Below are 17,322 nucleotides of genomic sequence, written 5' to 3'. Positions count from 1 at the left end.
CTATCTTTCTCCTTTCAATTTTAAAAGATTCAATTGTGCTTGAATTTTTTGCACTAAAAAAACCGCATCATTTTTATTAGGTTGCGGTTTATTAATTAAATTTCTTATTTTATCAATGGTTTCATAAGGTATACCATTAAAATTATTATAAAAACCTTTTATTGATTTATTTTGATTATCGAACATAATTTCATCAACAAATTTGTTTTTCACAGCATCTTCAGCTGACATCCAAGTTTCTTTGTTCATAAGATTTAATAAGTCTTCGTCCGATAATCCGGTTTTTTCTTTGTATGCATTTGCAATTGATTGATTAGCTGTTTTTAAAATATCTGATGTTTTATCCATAGTCCTATAATCTCCTGCTGCTTCTCCAGATACATTATGTATCATAAAAAGACCAGTAGGCGTAATTCTGCTTTTACCTGCCATAGAAATAACACTAGCAGCACTTGCAGCTAACCCTACAATATTAATCTGTACATTACCTCTATAGCTCCTCAAAGCTGTATAAATTTCAGATCCTGCGAATATATCGCCGCCTCCACTATTTATATCAACTTCTATGTCTTGTCCGTTTGCTTCATCAAGTGCCTTGATTATATCCTTAGGGCTTGTCGCTTCAATTCCAAGCCAGTCATAAATCCATTTATCACTGCTTGAAACAATATCACCTTTTACATTAATCTTCTTTGTCATTTATTCACCCCCTTTTCTGTTAATTTTGACTTACTACACCAGTATCTTTCCTAAGAAGAACATTATCACCACCTTCAATTGGAGTTAAATTCATAATTTCTCTAACTTCATTAGGCGTCATCATACCTCTATCTACGAATTGAACCAACTGTAACTTTGTTGACATTGAAGCATATTGCAGAGAACTTGCTTCAAATATTATCTGATTGCCAAAACCTCTCTCACGCCTTGAAAATAGCTTTCTTGTATATTCATTTGATGCTTGTATGGCATCCGGCTCAATTCTTGCTTCATAATAACTTATCCATTCATCTTCGGTATACCTTGATTGAACTATTTTCTCATTTGTATTGAAAAATGAATAAATTCTTTGAATGGTCCTATCTGTTTGTGTAGCGTTAGGGACATAATCTTTTGGTTCTATTCTTTGAGCACTTGCTTTTGCATCAACTCCAGCAGCTCCAAAGGTTTCACTTTCAATGCTTAAATAATTATCGGCAAATTCCTTTACATTTTTCTTCAAATCCTCTGGTCTTAAAGGAGTATTATACTGTAACAACCATCTTATTACACCACTATTTTTAATAGCCTTTATAATTCCTTGATCAATGGTCCCTACTATATTCATTAAGCTTGTTAATGCTTTGCCAGGTGGCTCTCCAAATATGTCATTGTCGTTATAATCATCTCTAAGATGAATTATATCTGAATAAGGAAATACTGAGGACTTCCCATTTTGAAAATAAAATTTTAAGAATAAATCTCCAGTTGAATTATAAAGAGCTTCAACACTTAAACAAGGTATTGGATATAATTCATATGGATATCCAAATTCATCCCTAATAATTAATATAAAAGCATTATTATTGAGTGCTAATTGGTTCATTACTTTTTCTTGAAGCATCTGACCACTCATATACGGATTAGGCTCTTCTAATAAAAATCTAATATATGGCTCCGGGTTTATTTTTAATCCATTTTGATCTTTCCTTACATGTTTTGCTACTAACTTTCCAAATGCCTTAACTCTTGGTCTTATACATGCTCTGACAATATCACTTTCAAAAAGTTTTCCATTCCATGCATAGAAACCATTACCTCTATCAGTTATCATTTTATATCTTGCAACACTTGTTACATTTTTAAATCTACTTAAAAACCCCAATTTTACACCTCCTTCTAAATAATATTTTCATATTCAGCCATTTTATCTTTTAATACAACATATCCAATAATCAAAGCTACAGCCCCATCGATTCGTTTCCTACTATCTATACCTTTTATTGGTTGTATATTGCCGTTAATATCAGTATTTACTTCAGTATTTGATAGACACCATTTATCAATAGGATTATTATTGTAAATAACTTTATGAGCACATAAATCTGCCTTTAATTCCTTCATAGGAGAAGATAACGTATAAACACCTTGCCTAACTTTAATCATGGAATCAGCTCCAAATTCATTTTTATAAGCCTGCAACAAACTATCATCAACATGCCAAGGATCATATCCAATCCAAGGAATATAAATGTCATAATTTCTACTAATTTCTTTAAACCACTCTAACATATGATATTTATTAACTTTATTACCTGGACAAACTCTTAATAATCCTTGTTTTTCCCAAAGCTTATAAGGCACATTATCATCTTCTTTATTGTCTTCCACTTGATTTAATTTTTCTTCAGGAATAAAGTACATTGAAATCACATAAACATTTTCATCATTATGCCTCATGCATAAAATTTTTGCAGCCGCTAAATCTGTAGTTTCAGCGAGGTCAAAACATCCAATGCCATACCTAAATCCCATATCTTTAATATTAAATATATTTTCATTGTTAAGCTCATCCCATCTTAGCCAAGCACTTGCAGAGTTTTCTTTAATGTTAAAATCTTTAACCATTACAGTTGCTTTAAAGGCCTTGTCAGCTTTTGCCTTATTAACACAATCCCTTAAAAATTCAATTTTCTTTATTGTCCCTAGCCCTGGATTAGCCTTAATCCACATCTCTTCTTTATCCCATTCATCAGGATCGTCAAGTTCATAAATAAAAGCCAAAAACCTGTCGTCCTTGATTTTACCATCTAACACTTTACAAGCATATTCATACTGTGCATCAAATATTGAATTTCTTACAAAACCATTTGTAGTTATACAATTTAATAGCGGTTGTCGTCTTGATGACATTGACTGCTTCATCAAATCATATAAATCTCTATTTTTGATTGCAGCTAATTCATCTATAGTAACCATGTGAGAATTTAAGCCGTCAAGACCATTTGCGTTACTAGATAACGCTTTAATAAATCCATAGTTAAATGGTATATATAAGTCAGATTTTCTCTTTCTAACATATTTGCTTAAACTAGGTGATTGCTGAATCATTTTATAACATTCATTAAAACCTTTGTGAGCTTGATCATACTTTGTAGCAACATTATAAATTTCTGGAGAACCTTCTCCATCTCCTACCGCCATATAAATTTCATCTGCGGCAAGCTCTGTAGTTTTTCCATTTTTACGTCCTCTTATATCTAATACTTCATTGTATTGTCTTAACTTAGTTTCTTCATCTACAAATCCAAAGACTGCTTGATGTTTAGCTTTTTGAAACAGTTGTAATTCTAAGCTTGCTCCCAAATCTCCTTGAGCTTGCTTACAAAATGTTTCAATAAATTCAATAGGTCTATTAGCAAGTTCTTCATCAAATACCCAGTTACCTTTACGATTATAAAGTTTGTCTACAAGAATTGTATAGACTTGCTTAATCCTATGGCAGGCAATAATTTCTCCAGACATAATTTTGTTATAGTATTCTTCAATATAAGTCATTTCTTAATCTTACCCTTCTTAAGAAACTCCATGAGTTCATCCTGCTCCTCTTTTTTTATCTCAGGAGGCAGTAAGTCAATGAGCTGTTTCATTACCTGGGAATACCTCTGGGTAAATGTCGTATATATCTTTACTTCAGGTCTTTCTCTATTAAAACTTTGCTCCCCTTGAACAAACAATTCAGTTAAACCGTTCTTCAATAAATCTGCTCTTGTATCTTCAAGTGATACCTTCATAAATGAAGCTTCATTTATTAATCCTTCAAGAACTTTAGTCTTATCTTTAGGAAAATCCTTGTACAACTTTTTAATTCTATTTATCTCTTGCTTAATTCTTTTTTCTTTATCTAATTGTTCGTATATGCTCAAAAAATTACCCCCCTTAATTTTTAAATTTCCATGCGGAGGAGAATTGTCCTCCCCTCTATCGGTACCCCAAAAACAGACCCATACCTTTAATATGGGGGGGCTATAAAGATAGATAGGTATCCTGAATTATACCATCATTTATTAGTCTATATACCTAACTTTAATCTTTATCCTCACACCTAACTAACTCACCATTCGCATTAAACATTAATCCTTCTCTTGTATATGAGACTTTATGTCTGCCAAAGTTATGTTCTTTATTATGGCAGTCACGACATAAGTACTCTAAGTTATCCCAATTTAAAGTGATATTAGGATTATTAATATTGCTGGAATTAAGTTCTATCTTATGATGTACTATATAACCAGGTTTACCACATCTTTCACATAAACCAAATACAAACTTAATATATGATTGTCTACAAGCCTCCCATTCTTTACTTTTATAAAACTTTTTAGCAAATTCCTTTGCCATAGTCCACCTCTAATTTACTTCTATAATATCTTTTGATTATTTCAAGTAGTTCATTATCAACAACTATTCTAGAATTATCATAATTATCAACTAAATAAAAGTTGCTATTAATATTGTTCAACCTGTTAAATATTTCTTTTGCAACTTCTATAGATTCAATAACTTTATTTTCTTTCTCCATTTTATTCCTCTCTTAATCAAAAAGATTGTTAAAAACATGAACAAGTCACCTTGGAATGTTCGTGTTTTTGCTGTTTGAATGTTTAATTATCTAGGAGAATCACACATTCATTTTAAAAAATAGTTACTAATATAAGCAGTGTTTTTTTAATACCTAAATATTTATGTATTAAATTATTAAACATTCATATCCTAAAATAAAAATATCATCTCACAAAATCATTAAGCGACTTTGAATATTGATGATATTTTTCTCTATCTAATCCTATATATCTTTTTGTTTCTTCTATAGAACTATGACCAAGTAACTCCTTAACAGCAACTATATCCTTATCGCTTTCAACATATATCTTATATGCATAGGTTTTTCTCATGCTGTGAGCTGTAATATCACTCAATCCAAAATAGTTTCCGGCATCTTTAAGTATATTGCTAACTGCTTGTACTCCTATATGTTTATTTGTCCCTTTCCTTGAAGGAAATATATATTCATAGTCTTTTTTATCTTTTATATATTCCTTTAAGATTTTTTCTAGCTTTGGAATTATCTCTACTACTCTTGGTTTCTTATTCTTTTCTCTTATATTCTTAGAATTCATTTTTTTACCTTCATAAATTTGAAACTCTTTTCTTTTTAGAGCTTCCTTAACATCTCTAACTTTAAGTTTTACTAAATCTCCAGCTCTATATCCCGTAGTAATTCCTAAAACAAATAATACATAATTTCTTTCGTTCTTATATTTTAGGTAATCCTGTATATCTAAAACCATTTGTGTAGAAGTTATTGGTTTAGCAGGTCTTTTTTTATTCAATCACTTCTCACCTGCCTAAGTGCACCTTTAATTCTTCTATAACTTCTTTCACTCATACATTCTTTTAAACTATTTGCTACATTTTCTTTTTTTATATGTTTACTATTACAGTAAGGACATGCAATATACCTGCCCTTTTTTATCTGTTCAACATCTTCTGTAAGTAAAACAAATTCTTTTTTACATATAGTGCATATATATGAAGTATAAATACTCTGCATGTTCTTACCTTCTTTCGTAAATTATAAAAAGCACCCATACATGGATGCCTTACATAAAAATTCTTATATTACTATATTAACATGTCCATTTCTAAAAAACCTACTGTAAACCTCTTGTAAATCTACTATTTTTCTATTTTAATTATAAAAATGGTTCAATTTTTACTAAAGCTTCATTTTCAAGTTGTTTACAATAACTATAACTTCTATCTAATTTATAAGTTACAGTATCCCATCTACAACCTTTTATGTGTTTTAGTTCAATAACTTCTCTTTCTTTATCATCTAATATGCTTAAAGCATTATCAATTCTTTCTAGTTCCCTTTCTTTTGACCTTTTTAAACTTTCTAACATTTGTGATTTATCGGCTATACTTATTGCTTCGTTCTCTGTCATGCTGTTAAATTTATATGTTGGGCTTAACTTTTCATCATAATTTATCCCAGAAGGTCCTATATTTTCAGCCTCATGTAATTCTTCTAAATCTAATTCTATATTTTTAATTTCCGCTTTAAGCACTCTGTATCGCTGTAACTTTTGAATTATATTCATTTTACCCTTCCTTTTTTATCTGTTGTATTCTTCTTTTTCCCTTTCTTTTATCCATTTTTCTTCCCATTTGTCACTTTTAGCAGATGCTTTACATAATGCTACTGTAAAAACTAAAATTATTACAATAGTAGTTAATCCTGCAATTAACATATTTTTTATCACCTCTTTTTTAACTTGTCCCCTTTTGCTTATCTGTTTTTAAAATTGTTTGCCATGCTTATATGGTCTATTTTGGTTTTTCTCCATCTTTTTTATTATTTCAATTTCTAAATCTATTCCTAATCCACCAGATAAATCAGCCAATCTTATAGCAGTATCAGCCAATTCTTCCTGGAAGTTGTCTAAGTCATCTTTTCTTAATGCTTCTAGTGCTTCAGATAGTTCAGATACTATAAGCATAAGCCTAGTTGCTATTGCATTATTTTCATTTTGCAAATCTAATGCTCTATCATAATCCTGCCAAAATCCTTTTTCTCTTGCATTTGTATGTGCCTTTTGTACTAATTCTCTAATCTCCATCTTTTAGTCTCCTGTTCTTCAATCATTTTTAATACTTTTTTCGTTGCTTCTGTTAAATCATATCCTTCAAAGTATAATCTTTTAATTTCTTCTGCCCAGTCTATATTATTCATAATATCCTCATCCTCCTAAAATGGAATATCTTCACCATCCTCCTGTGTCATGCTATCTATATATTCATATTGACTTGCAACTCCTGAATCACCTTGTCCAGTTCCTTTCTCTAAAAATTGCACTTCGTCAGCTATTATTTCAGTAACATATCTTTTTGTACCATCCTTAGCTTCATAGTTCCTTGTCTGAATTCTCCCAGAAACACCTATGAGCTTTCCTTTAGTCATATAGTTAGCTAAGTTTTCTGCTTGCTTACCCCATACTATCACAGGAATAAAATCAGCTGTTTTTTTCCCTTCTGCATCTTTCCTAAAATAATTATCTACTGCAAGAGTTACTGTGGATACAGCAGTTCCCTTGCCTGGCGTAAATTTAAGATCCGGATCTCTTGTTAGTCTGCCTATTAATACTACTTTGTTCATTTTTAAACCTACCTTTCACATAATTACTTATTTTGCTTTCACTTAAATTTAAAATTTTTGCTATTTGCTTTTGATTTAATCCTTCTTTTTTTAGCCTATCAAACTCATCATCATTAATATATATCTTCCCACCTACAGATTTCATTTTTATTCCCCTTACCTTAATCATTTAAAAATTTGCTTATTTCACTTCGTAAAATTCCTGGACAATATACTTCTGCTTTCTTTAAAAGTTCTTTAGCTCTATCTTGCTTTTTTGAGTTTTTCATTATTTCCTCAACTAATATATCCCCTAAATTTTTAATTCTTTGTTTTAAATCTTCTTGTGCTTTTAAATCTTTTATATCCATGTTTTATCTCCCTTCAAAAATCTTTTTATCATAAACCCCATCTGGAACCATAACAGCCAAATTTGCTATTCTCTGATACTGTGGCAACCACGCACATTTAGTTGCAGCCACTTGTCCATCTCGCTGTTTTGCAACTATTATCTCAATAATTCCTTTATCCTCGCTATCCCTATTGTAGTACTCATCTCTGTATAAAAACATAACAACATCAGCATCCTGCTCTATACTCCCAGATTCTCTTAAATCTGAAAGTTGCGGTCTATGATCTGCTCTTTGCTCAGGAGCTCTTGAAAGCTGAGAAAGTGCTATAACAGTTATATCCAATTCCTTAGCCAAAAGCTTAAGTTTTCTTGAAATTTCGCTTACTTCTTGTACTCTATTTTCCTTTAAATTTCCTTCAATAAGCTGCAAATAATCTATAATAACAACATCAAGACCATTTTGAATCTTAAGCTTTTTACACTGAGCAATAATAGAATTTAAAGTCATTGTTTTTTCATAAAGCTTTAAATTATCAGTGCTTAAAATTCCTGCAACCTTAGCTACATCTGCCCACTGTTTATCCGTAAGTTTTCCATCTCTTAAACTATAACTATCAATACTTGTAAGATTTGAAACTATACGTTTTATAAGACTCAAATTATTCATTTCTAAACTAAATATAGCAACTTTTTTTTTAGATTTTAGTGCTATGTTAGTAGCCAAGTTTGTAGCAAAAACTGATTTCCCCATGCTAGGTCTTGCTGCAACTACAATAAGCTCTTGAGAATGTAAGCCTCCAAGAAGGAAATCTAATTTTTCAAAGTGTGTTTTTATTCCCTGTATACCGCCTCCGTTTTGATATCTCTTTTCTAAATCATCAAGAAATGAATCAATAACTTTTGTTATATTTCCATCTTCCTCATTTTTTGCTATATGTTCTATGCTATTTTGTTGGACAAACTCAATAACTTCATCAAGATCTTGATCATCTTCAAGCTTTTTAACTGCCTGTATTAATCTAATATAAAACTCTCTTAGTTTTGATTTTTCTTTTACTATTTCTACATACTGCTTTACCCCAGCAAAACTAAAACCAGCGGTTATAAGTTCGCTGATATATGTTAGCCCTCCAACTTGAACAAGGTTTTTCCCTAACTTATTTGCCAATGTAGTTACATCTATGTGTATTGAATTCTCATACATCTCTTTCATAGCTTGAAAAATAATTTGATGTCTAGAATTATAAAAATCTTTGGCTTCTAATTGGCAAATAACATCACACATAACATCATTTTTAGAAAGTATTGCTCCAAGAATACTCATTTCAGCATCAAGATTGTATCGCTCCATTTTTTCACCACCTATATGTATGTATAAGCTTGTGCATTAGCCCTTTGTTCATCAGGGGCTGCACGTTTTTTTATATTCCCACCATTTTTATTCCAATTCTCTAATATTCCTTTAACATAAGAATAACTATGTTTACTATTTTCATCAGCAATTTCAGCGGCTCTTTTAACCAATTCTTCGCCATAAATCTCAATGTCTGCTGAAATCTTCTCCATTAAAACTGGAGACATAAGACCAAATCCACATTTTTCAAAATGCTTAAAAATTTCAATATTACTATTACTACTACTTGTAGTAGTATCTATATCTAGTTCTTTATCTAGATGCGTTAATTTTGCATTACACTCCGTTTCATGTAACGTTTCTGTAACGTTACATGACGTTACACTATCAGATAAAGCTATACAAGAATCATTAATAGCCTGTGATTCAAGCTGTTTCTTCTTTTCCCTATGTCTTCTAACTCTTTCTTTTGCAAGTTCTTTAGCTTTTTGCATTCCCTCAATGTTTTGATGTTCTGACCAGCCAACTATACTTATAACATCTTGCTCAATACTTATCATATTAAACTTGCAAAATATATTTAGAGCCATTTTTATTGTATTAAGTTCGAAATCGAATTCATTAGCAAGCATTTCTGCATCATAAGGAAGATTTTCTGTAAGAAGAATAAATCCATGAGAATTACATCTTCCTGCTAAATTTAAAAGCATAATCCAAATAAGTACAATATCATTTCCTCCTGGTAATTTTCTTATTTGCTTAATTTTTCTATTATCAAACATATCTGTATCAAGTTTAATCCATTTAATTTCAGCCATAATTTATCCCTCCATATATTAATCAATAGGTATCTCTAAAATTGTTCCTTCTGCTATGTATTCACCACAATTATTTATATCTTCTATAGTCTCTACATCAACATCAAACTTTCTTGCTATATCTGTAAGTTTTTCTCCAGCTTGTACCTTATAAAGCATTTTGAAAGATTTGTTGTCATAATTTCTTTGAATACTAGATATAATAATAATTAATATAGTTACCATTAAACTAATTAAAAAAATTTTTTTATTAATCCTCATTTATTTTCACTTCTTTCCAGTTTTATTTTTTAAGTTATATTAATAAAATATAATGAGTAGTGTTATTTATTTTTTTTAAATTAAAATTTTTTATAAGGCTTAAAAGCCTTATTTTGTCGAGTGTAATAAATAGTTATCCTTTCTACATAGTGATGTTCACTTTATCATCTTTTAGCACTTCTATTAGCTGATCTATTTCCTTTGGTTGGAGCTTATTAACAAGTATTTTTGCTAATGTATCAGCTGCCTTATCTTGTAATGTTTTCATGTCCTTTGGATAATTCACCTTAACCTTTAATATCAAGCTCCTCCCTCCCCTTTCAAAATACTGATATTATCAATTTATGCTGAAAATATTTTTTTGTTCCTAATTCCCAGTTCATTAAACTAAAATAAAATAAATTGGTTAAAATAAATTAAGAATTAATACAGCTAGTTTGAAATGAGTTAGTGTTATTTATACATTTGGTAATATGGTTGTCAAAAAAAATTTCATTTACCAAATTTATATCTAAATTAAGTATAGTAGATAAAGTTAAAATTTCTTCATTAGTAAAAGGTATTAAACCTAATTCTTTTCTGTTATAAGTCTTTGTTGACATTTTAGACATTTCTGCTAATTTCTCCTGAGTAAGTCCATTTAACACTCTCAAGCTTTTAAGCTTTTTTGTATTCATTTTTCTACCTCCTTAATTACCATTTGGTAATTTTAATATATCATACCGTTTGGTAAGTGTCAACACATTTTTTATATTTTTGGTAATTTTTATTCAATTTTTTTATACATGATTTATAATATTGGTAAGGAGTGATTTTATGGGTGAAAATATTGGAGAAAGAATATTGAGGCTAAGAATAAAAAATGAAATGAAACAAAAAGAATTAGCTGATAAGGTTGGTATAACTGAAGCTACTTTATCAAGATATGAAAATGGATTAAGAAGTCCAAAAGGAGAAATTGTATCAAAATTAGCTGAGGCCCTTGGAGTTTCTTCTGATTATTTACTTGGACTTACTGATGAAGTTAAAGAACAAAGTAAAAATGAAATCAAAAACCTTGATATTATTCCCGAGCAATTTACAGACCCAGAGCAAGCAAGAGCTTATGTTAAAAAGCATAGAATATTTGCATCAGAAGGCTTCAATGCTGATAAAATAGATGATGAAAAAATATTAGAGTTTGCAAATGCTCTCTTAGAACAGATGAAACTTATTGGATATAAATATGAAAAAAAGATAAAAGGAAATAAATAAATTTATAGTTGATGCTAAATGGGAAGTGATATATTGAATTGGATTGATAAAATTGTTATAGGTACTATTGAGTTTTATGGCACCAATAATCCTTATGATATATTAAAAGCCATGGGTATAAATATTATTAAAACAGATCCAAGTAATTCTATTCTGCTTGGGAAAAATTGCATTTATATAATGGATAACAGTGTTATTTTTATGAGAGATGATTTAAACTATAAGCATGAATTGTTTTATTTAGGGCATGAATTAGGACATATAGTATTACATTATATGCCTGGTGATAATTATGTAAGTAAAATGATACAAAATGACGGCAAAATTGAAAAACAAGCTAATTATTTTGCTCTTAAATTAGGGCAAATAACTTTTAATGAAATAGAATTATACGAAATGACAATAGAACAAGTAGCTTGTGCTTTAGAATTACCAATAAGCCCTTTAAAACAGCTTAAAAATTTATGAATTAATAGAAAATACGATAAAGGAGTTAAAGCAAATGGAGAATAACAAAATTGAAGAATTATTAATAAAAATACTTGAAAACCAAACTTCTATGCATTCAGATATTGTTGAAATAAAAGATAAAGTAAATTTCGTATTCAATCAAACTGCTGAATTGACAGAGTTTAGAACAGAAATGAATATGTCCATAAAGAAATTAAATGAGAAAATAGATGATTTGCAAATCGATGTTAATACCACTACCTCCAAAGCCGTAAAAACTGAAAATAAAGTTATTGAATTTGAAAGGCGGCTAGATGAAAGAAAGCAAGGTTAAAAAATCAAGTCAATTTAATATAAATATGAGTAATATTTGAATATCAGCAAAAAGTAAAATACCATGAAGCGGAACATATATTAAATCATGGTAATAGTAGTTATTCTGTTTGTGAATTGAATGACGATAAACAAGACTATAGTATTTATGAAGCTACTGCTGATGAATTCATGGATACTTGCTTTAGCAAGTATAAAATCTTAATTTATTAGGAGGTTTATCATGATTTTACAAGAACGTATTAATGAATTGGGGAGTGGAATTTTAATAATCAATAATTCAAAAATTGAATTAATTGGTTTTACATGTCCTGAAAGATTATATGATTATTATAATAATCATATGCAATGCTATTTTTCAATGGGGATTTATGATTTAAAACCTTTAGATTTTACTTACATTCAAAATAATGCATTATTTATTGTAGAAGATAAAAATTTAGTAACTACATCTAAACACTATTTTAAATTATTAAAAAAAGACACAGTAAAATATAAAACTAAAGATAAAAAATATACTTCAAAAGTATATTCTATAAGTAAAAATGAGTATACAAATAAATATAGGTATAAAGATATGGAAATAAGCATTCTTTTTGATACGAAAGAAGACTTGTTAAAGTATTTTAAAGAAAGATTTAATAAAGAAATTGTGTTTTAATGGGGGATATTAATCATGGAAATTTATGATGATTTTTCTTTTAGAAAATATACTAAATGGAGTGAAATTGATAAGTCTATACATACACTTGAAGGAATACTTAAGGGTATTTCATTAGATAACAAACTAAATGATTTAGAAATTAATGAACTAGTTAATTGGTCTGAAAAGCATCGAGATCTATCTGATATTCATCCTTATAATGAACTTATACCATTAATAGATAAATATTTAGAAGATAATGAGCTTACTGAAGAAGAAATAAAAGATATATTATGGTTTTGCAACAATTTAAAAACAGCTAATAGATATTATGATTTTGTAACATCTGATATTCAAAGACTTCAAGGTATAATGCACGGAATAATGTGTGACAATAAAATAACTGATGATGAAATTAATGAGTTAAAAGTTTGGCTTAATAAAAGTAACCACCTTGCAGGTTGTTATCCTTATGATGAATTAAATAGTATACTAACAACTATTTTAAAAGATAGTGTTATAACTGACGAAGAAAGAAACTACCTTAAAGTATTTTTTAGTGAATTTATAGATATAAAAACTACTCCAAATATTGACGAAGAAGAATTAGCTAATTTAAAAAAAGAATTTAGTATTCAAGGCATATGCTCAATATCCCCGAAAATAACTTTTGAGGGAAAACAATTTTGCTTTACTGGTGTTTCTTGTAAAGCAAGTAGAAAACAAATTGCTAATATAATAACAGCTCTTAATGGTAAATTTATGAATTCAGTATCTAAAAAAACTGATTATCTTATTATAGGCAATGATGGTAATCCGTGTTGGGCCTTCTCTTGCTATGGTAGAAAAGTTGAAACTGCTGTAAATTTACGTAAAAATGGAAGTAAAGTTATTATAGTCAATGAAAATGATTTTTGGAGTACTATCGAGAATTATAATGTATAATAAAAGGAAGTGCTTATTTTGAAAGCAGCAATTTATAGTAGAAAATCTAAATTTACCGGTAAAGGTGAATCTATTGAAAACCAAGTGCAAATGTGTAAAGACTATGCACAGAATCAATTAAAGGATAAAAATATTACTGAGTTCTTGATTTATGAAGATGAGGGATTTAGTGGTGGCAATACAAATAGACCAGAATTCCAAAGGCTTATGGAAGATGCCATGATTAAAAAATTTGATGTTCTTATATGCTATAGGCTGGATAGAATATCTCGTAATGTTGCTGACTTCTCGAGCACACTGGAAATACTGCAAAAGTATGATATTGACTTTGTTAGTATCAGAGAGCAATTCGATACAAGCACTCCAATGGGACGTGCTATGATGTATGTAGCAAGTGTGTTTGCTCAGCTTGAAAGAGAAACCATTGCAGAAAGAGTGCGAGACAATATGTTGGAATTGGCCAAGACAGGACGCTGGCTTGGCGGGGTTACTCCCATTGGATATAAATCTAATCCAGTAACATATTATGATACTGAAATGAATGAAAAAAAAATGGTTAAACTTACACAAGTACCTGAAGAACTTAAAACAGTTAAGTTGATTTATAATAAGTATTTAGAATTTAAATCTTTATCAAAAGTAGAAACATATTGTTTACAAAATAATATAAAAACTAAACGTGGATCAGATTTTAATAAAGCTAATATAAGATTAGTATTAAATAATCCTGTTTATGTAAAAGCTACTGATGAAATTTTAGAATATCTAGAAAGTAAAGGAATTACATGTTGTGGTATTCCTGATGGTGAGCATGGATTATTGACATATAATAAGCAGAAAACAATATATGGTGATAACGGTAAAGTTGTTAGAGTAAATAGGGATACCAAAGAATGGATTGCTGCGGTAAGCTCACAAAAAGGAATTATAGAAGCTTCTGATTGGTTGAAAGTACAAAAAATTTTAACAGAAAATAAAGATAAGGTGCCTAATCTTGGTAAAACACATAATGCTCTTTTAACTGGCGTTTTGAGATGTGCCAAATGTGGTAGCACTATGCAAATTAATCATGGGCATCAAAGTCGAAAAACTGGGGAAACTATATATTACTATGCTTGTTCTATGAAAAAATATTCTAAAAGCGTTCGTTGCAATAATAAAAATGCTAAGGTAGCAGAATTAGATCTTGTAGTAAAAAATTATCTAAAAAAATTAGCTATGAATAAAAAAGTCTTACTCGCTAAATTATCTGAACAAAACCGAAAATCTAAAGAATTTAATAATTCTATGAATAGAGAAGAAACTTTAAAAAAGTCTATAGCTGAAAAAGAAAAACAAATAGAAAATTTAATAAACAAACTTGCCATTGATGATGAAATATCAGATTTAATTATTAATAAAATAAAAAGTATTAAAAATGAAATATCTGAATTAAAAAAAGAGCTAGTAAATATAGATACAATAAAATCACAATTTAACGAAACTGAAGTAAATTTATCTTTTATAAGTATGCTGCTAGATAGATGTTCAATAATAGATACCTTAACAGATGATGAAATAAAGCAATTGATTTATGCTTTAATAGATAAAATTACATGGGATGGAGAAAAATATGAAATAGAAATAAATTTTATTGGAAGTAATAAGGAAAATGATGAAGAATATAAAAAAAAATAAATTTCATACTCCCTTTACTTTCCAAAAAGTCGCATTTTAGTAAAATTAGCACCTGCATCTAAAATTGCTTCGTAATTGCTTTGGCAGGCTCCTGCAAAAATAACTAAATCATCATAACTAGGCTCATAATTTCTAAGTTCACTTACTGTTTCTACAAAATATCTTGAGTTTCTATAATTATTTATATTTAAATAATCTTCAGCTCCTTTTGTTATAGCATCATGACCAGTTATAATAACTATATCTGGTTTTATTTGTTTAACTAAATCTGGAACTTCTCTAGGCTGATTTTTTTCTTCTATAACTTTTCCAACAACCTCTAATTCTAATTTTTTATATACTTTAAGGCATACATCTAAATATTCTGCATCTCCATCTACATGAAGTATTTTCCCAGGTCTTCCAAATGCCATTTCTTTAGTTAAGTTAACCTTAGAACTTCTATAATATCGCTTATTTGTACTAAATCTGTTTATTAATATGTTATTTATAGAAGTATTTACCTTCCTATTTAATATTTTTTCTTTTTCTCCAAAAGAATTTGGAACTACTTCCTCTAAATCTTCTGGTGGAGCATCTGCTATAACTCTAAGATTGATTCCTTTAAGAGTATATACAAGACCATTTTCTGTATCTTTTACATCAATTATTTTAAAAGTTATATCTTTCCCATAAGATTTCCTTACAACAGTATCTCCTATATTCATACCCTCATCTCCAACTTACTTATAGTTTAACAAGTATAAACAAGCTCATATTAAATTTATGTTATAGATATCAAACCCGAAATTTTAACATTAATCTAGGAAAATAACAACTTAATCAATTAAATATATTTTTAATTTATTGTTTCACTATACTATTACATTAAATTTTAAGGTTTGATATATTTAAATATAAATATTAAGCTTTTAAATATATGATATATACAATAAGATTACTTATATTACATATTATGAATTTACAATATTATATGTGCAAAATTATAAATAGGTCATGAAAATAAATATTTCATGACCTATTTATAAAATATTATTCCTTTTGAGCATATATATTTTTAAACTCTTCTATAAAATTTATAAAATTATCTTGCTCCTTAATTAATTTTTCTATTTTATTGTTAAAAGTATTTTGAGCCCAACTAACTTCATTATAATAATACCTATTAGCAAGTCTCCAATATCTTTGAGGAAATAAAAGATATGCAAATAATACTCTATATTCATCTTCCCTTAAAGGACTTATCTCATTATAAGCATCTATTATTAATCTAGCATATTCTATGTTCCAATCTTGCCTTTTAAGCACTTTTGTAATAAAAAGAGATAAATCGTATGTTCTTACTTCTTTTTTACAATAATCAAAATCTATTACATTTACATCATTTTTATTATCTATTATTATATTATGATAAGTATAATCATGATGACAAAAACTTTTTTCTTCATCAGTTATTCTGCATATTTCATTATAATTTGAATTTTCAAGTACTTTTAAAGCTCTCTTCCCTAAATTCTTATAAAATTCTACTGATTTAATATAATTTAAATCAAAATTTGTTTTATTATTTTTTTTCCTAGCCATGTCCCTCATTTTTTCAAAAGATTTTATTCTCTTTTCCATAAGATGAGGCCATCTTCCTAAATCACTTTTTAATTTACTGTTTTCCGGTGGTTCATATCCTTTTGATGCTATATGAAGCATTGCTAAATTCTTAGCAGCAATCACTAAATCCTCTTTACTATAAAAATCGCACTCTCTTCCATCTATCCATTCAGAAAGTGTATAAATGTCTTCATTTACTAAAGCATAAGGATTGCCATCTATATTTAAACAATATCTATCAACTCTAGGAAAACCATTTTTTATAAGATGTTCTTTAGCTCCATATACAAAAAGCAGCTTTTGAGTACCATAGTTTATTTTTTTAAGACATTTCATTCCTTTATTGGTTTTTAAAATGTATACTCCTTTATTTGGTTTTAAACTTTCAATTTCAATATCAAACTGCCTTTCAAGTTCAAATTCTCTCATCATTTTAATCACCGCCCTCCC

26 protein-coding genes and 2 pseudogenes are annotated in these 17,322 nt (G+C 28.7%); 6 read left to right on the top strand and 22 right to left on the bottom strand.

Annotation, left to right across the window (positions count from 1 at the left end):
* From B5D11_RS10695 to B5D11_RS10615, 20 genes and pseudogenes are all read right to left on the bottom strand, one after another.
* Complete coding sequence (locus B5D11_RS10695) at window positions 1-699, bottom strand: head maturation protease, ClpP-related (RefSeq protein ID WP_078683029.1); 699 nt, start codon at window positions 697-699, stop codon at window positions 1-3.
* 19 nt (window positions 700-718) lie between these two features.
* Window positions 719-1,864, bottom strand: a complete 1,146-nt coding sequence (locus B5D11_RS10690; RefSeq protein WP_078683028.1) for a phage portal protein — start codon at window positions 1,862-1,864, stop codon at window positions 719-721.
* 14 nt (window positions 1,865-1,878) lie between these two features.
* Window positions 1,879-3,537: a terminase large subunit gene (locus B5D11_RS10685; protein ID WP_078683027.1), complete on the bottom strand. Its 1,659-nt coding sequence runs from the start codon at window positions 3,535-3,537 to the stop codon at window positions 1,879-1,881.
* Entirely contained in the window at window positions 3,534-3,905 is a 372-nt protein-coding gene (locus B5D11_RS10680) for a hypothetical protein (protein WP_078683026.1), read from the bottom strand. Before B5D11_RS10680 ends, B5D11_RS10685 begins: the two co-directional genes overlap by 4 nt.
* Before the next feature lie 160 nt (window positions 3,906-4,065).
* A complete protein-coding gene (locus tag B5D11_RS10675; protein WP_078683025.1) occupies window positions 4,066-4,380 on the bottom strand; it encodes an HNH endonuclease signature motif containing protein in 315 nt (104 codons plus the stop codon).
* Window positions 4,361-4,561, bottom strand: a complete 201-nt coding sequence (locus B5D11_RS10670) for a hypothetical protein (RefSeq protein ID WP_078683024.1) — start codon at window positions 4,559-4,561, stop codon at window positions 4,361-4,363. Before B5D11_RS10670 ends, B5D11_RS10675 begins: the two co-directional genes overlap by 20 nt.
* Before the next feature lie 205 nt (window positions 4,562-4,766).
* Window positions 4,767-5,372 carry a tyrosine-type recombinase/integrase gene (locus tag B5D11_RS10665; RefSeq protein WP_078683023.1) on the bottom strand — a complete coding sequence of 202 codons (606 nt, stop codon included), beginning with the start codon at window positions 5,370-5,372 and terminating at the stop codon, window positions 4,767-4,769.
* Window positions 5,369-5,593 (bottom strand): hypothetical protein, encoded by a 225-nt coding sequence (locus tag B5D11_RS10660; protein WP_078683022.1) that lies wholly within the window; start codon window positions 5,591-5,593, stop codon window positions 5,369-5,371. The genes B5D11_RS10665 and B5D11_RS10660 overlap by 4 nt, the downstream gene beginning before the upstream one ends.
* A gap of 142 nt (window positions 5,594-5,735) precedes the next feature.
* Window positions 5,736-6,146, bottom strand: a complete 411-nt coding sequence (locus B5D11_RS10655; RefSeq protein ID WP_078683021.1) for a hypothetical protein — start codon at window positions 6,144-6,146, stop codon at window positions 5,736-5,738.
* Between the two features lie 15 nt (window positions 6,147-6,161).
* Window positions 6,162-6,296, bottom strand: coding sequence for a hypothetical protein (locus tag B5D11_RS12995; RefSeq protein WP_278320358.1), 135 nt, complete (start codon window positions 6,294-6,296; stop codon window positions 6,162-6,164).
* Window positions 6,297-6,344: 48 nt separating this feature from the next.
* Window positions 6,345-6,665 (bottom strand): MazG nucleotide pyrophosphohydrolase domain-containing protein, encoded by a 321-nt coding sequence (locus B5D11_RS10650; RefSeq protein ID WP_078683020.1) that lies wholly within the window; start codon window positions 6,663-6,665, stop codon window positions 6,345-6,347.
* On the bottom strand, window positions 6,647-6,778 hold the full coding sequence (locus B5D11_RS12990) for a hypothetical protein (RefSeq protein WP_278320357.1): 132 nt from the start codon (window positions 6,776-6,778) through the stop codon (window positions 6,647-6,649). Before B5D11_RS12990 ends, B5D11_RS10650 begins: the two co-directional genes overlap by 19 nt.
* Before the next feature lie 99 nt (window positions 6,779-6,877).
* Window positions 6,878-7,201 (bottom strand): annotated as a pseudogene (locus tag B5D11_RS10645) (single-stranded DNA-binding protein); the annotation flags it as partial.
* Window positions 7,152-7,346, bottom strand: a complete 195-nt coding sequence (locus B5D11_RS10640; RefSeq protein ID WP_078683018.1) for a hypothetical protein — start codon at window positions 7,344-7,346, stop codon at window positions 7,152-7,154. The pseudogene B5D11_RS10645 and the gene B5D11_RS10640, both read right to left, overlap by 50 nt.
* 16 nt (window positions 7,347-7,362) lie before the next feature.
* Window positions 7,363-7,551: a hypothetical protein gene (locus tag B5D11_RS10635; protein WP_078683017.1), complete on the bottom strand. Its 189-nt coding sequence runs from the start codon at window positions 7,549-7,551 to the stop codon at window positions 7,363-7,365.
* Between the two features lie 3 nt (window positions 7,552-7,554).
* A complete protein-coding gene (dnaB, locus tag B5D11_RS10630; RefSeq protein ID WP_078683016.1) occupies window positions 7,555-8,883 on the bottom strand; it encodes a replicative DNA helicase in 1,329 nt (442 codons plus the stop codon).
* An 11-nt stretch (window positions 8,884-8,894) separates the two neighbouring features.
* Window positions 8,895-9,704 carry a phage replisome organizer N-terminal domain-containing protein gene (locus tag B5D11_RS10625; protein WP_078683015.1) on the bottom strand — a complete coding sequence of 270 codons (810 nt, stop codon included), beginning with the start codon at window positions 9,702-9,704 and terminating at the stop codon, window positions 8,895-8,897.
* A gap of 18 nt (window positions 9,705-9,722) precedes the next feature.
* On the bottom strand, window positions 9,723-9,965 hold the full coding sequence (locus B5D11_RS10620) for a LysM peptidoglycan-binding domain-containing protein (RefSeq protein ID WP_078683014.1): 243 nt from the start codon (window positions 9,963-9,965) through the stop codon (window positions 9,723-9,725).
* 142 nt (window positions 9,966-10,107) lie between these two features.
* Complete coding sequence (locus tag B5D11_RS12715) at window positions 10,108-10,269, bottom strand: hypothetical protein (protein WP_180377005.1); 162 nt, start codon at window positions 10,267-10,269, stop codon at window positions 10,108-10,110.
* 112 nt (window positions 10,270-10,381) lie between these two features.
* A complete protein-coding gene (locus tag B5D11_RS10615) occupies window positions 10,382-10,642 on the bottom strand; it encodes a helix-turn-helix transcriptional regulator (RefSeq protein WP_078683013.1) in 261 nt (86 codons plus the stop codon).
* A gap of 139 nt (window positions 10,643-10,781) precedes the next feature.
* Between B5D11_RS10615 and B5D11_RS10610 the strand changes: the two genes are divergently transcribed.
* The 6 genes from B5D11_RS10610 (at window position 10,782) to B5D11_RS10585 (ending at window position 15,267) form a co-directional block, all read left to right on the top strand.
* Window positions 10,782-11,219, top strand: a complete 438-nt coding sequence (locus B5D11_RS10610; RefSeq protein ID WP_078683012.1) for a helix-turn-helix domain-containing protein — start codon at window positions 10,782-10,784, stop codon at window positions 11,217-11,219.
* Window positions 11,220-11,252: 33 nt separating this feature from the next.
* The gene (locus B5D11_RS10605) at window positions 11,253-11,687 is read left to right on the top strand and encodes an ImmA/IrrE family metallo-endopeptidase (RefSeq protein ID WP_180377004.1); all 435 of its coding nucleotides are present in this window, start codon (window positions 11,253-11,255) and stop codon (window positions 11,685-11,687) included.
* Window positions 11,688-11,721: 34 nt separating this feature from the next.
* Entirely contained in the window at window positions 11,722-12,003 is a 282-nt protein-coding gene (locus B5D11_RS10600; protein WP_078683010.1) for a hypothetical protein, read from the top strand.
* Between the two features lie 222 nt (window positions 12,004-12,225).
* Window positions 12,226-12,663, top strand: a complete 438-nt coding sequence (locus B5D11_RS10595; RefSeq protein ID WP_078683009.1) for a hypothetical protein — start codon at window positions 12,226-12,228, stop codon at window positions 12,661-12,663.
* A 15-nt stretch (window positions 12,664-12,678) separates the two neighbouring features.
* A complete protein-coding gene (locus B5D11_RS10590) occupies window positions 12,679-13,590 on the top strand; it encodes a BRCT domain-containing protein (RefSeq protein WP_078683008.1) in 912 nt (303 codons plus the stop codon).
* An 18-nt stretch (window positions 13,591-13,608) separates the two neighbouring features.
* The gene (locus tag B5D11_RS10585) at window positions 13,609-15,267 is read left to right on the top strand and encodes a recombinase family protein (protein ID WP_078683007.1); all 1,659 of its coding nucleotides are present in this window, start codon (window positions 13,609-13,611) and stop codon (window positions 15,265-15,267) included.
* A gap of 41 nt (window positions 15,268-15,308) precedes the next feature.
* On the opposite strand, the pseudogene yabG reads toward B5D11_RS10585, so the two are convergent.
* A pseudogene (yabG, locus tag B5D11_RS10580) lies at window positions 15,309-15,974 on the bottom strand (sporulation peptidase YabG); the annotation flags it as partial.
* 325 nt (window positions 15,975-16,299) lie between these two features.
* Window positions 16,300-17,304 carry a CotS family spore coat protein gene (locus B5D11_RS10575; protein ID WP_078683005.1) on the bottom strand — a complete coding sequence of 335 codons (1,005 nt, stop codon included), beginning with the start codon at window positions 17,302-17,304 and terminating at the stop codon, window positions 16,300-16,302.
* Window positions 17,305-17,322: the final 18 nt, after the last annotated feature.

Source organism: Clostridium sp. USBA 49 (assembly GCF_900167505.1).
Classification (GTDB): domain Bacteria; phylum Bacillota; class Clostridia; order Clostridiales; family Clostridiaceae; genus Clostridium_AT; species Clostridium_AT prolinivorans.
This window is presented reverse-complemented; position numbering and strand designations above follow the sequence as displayed.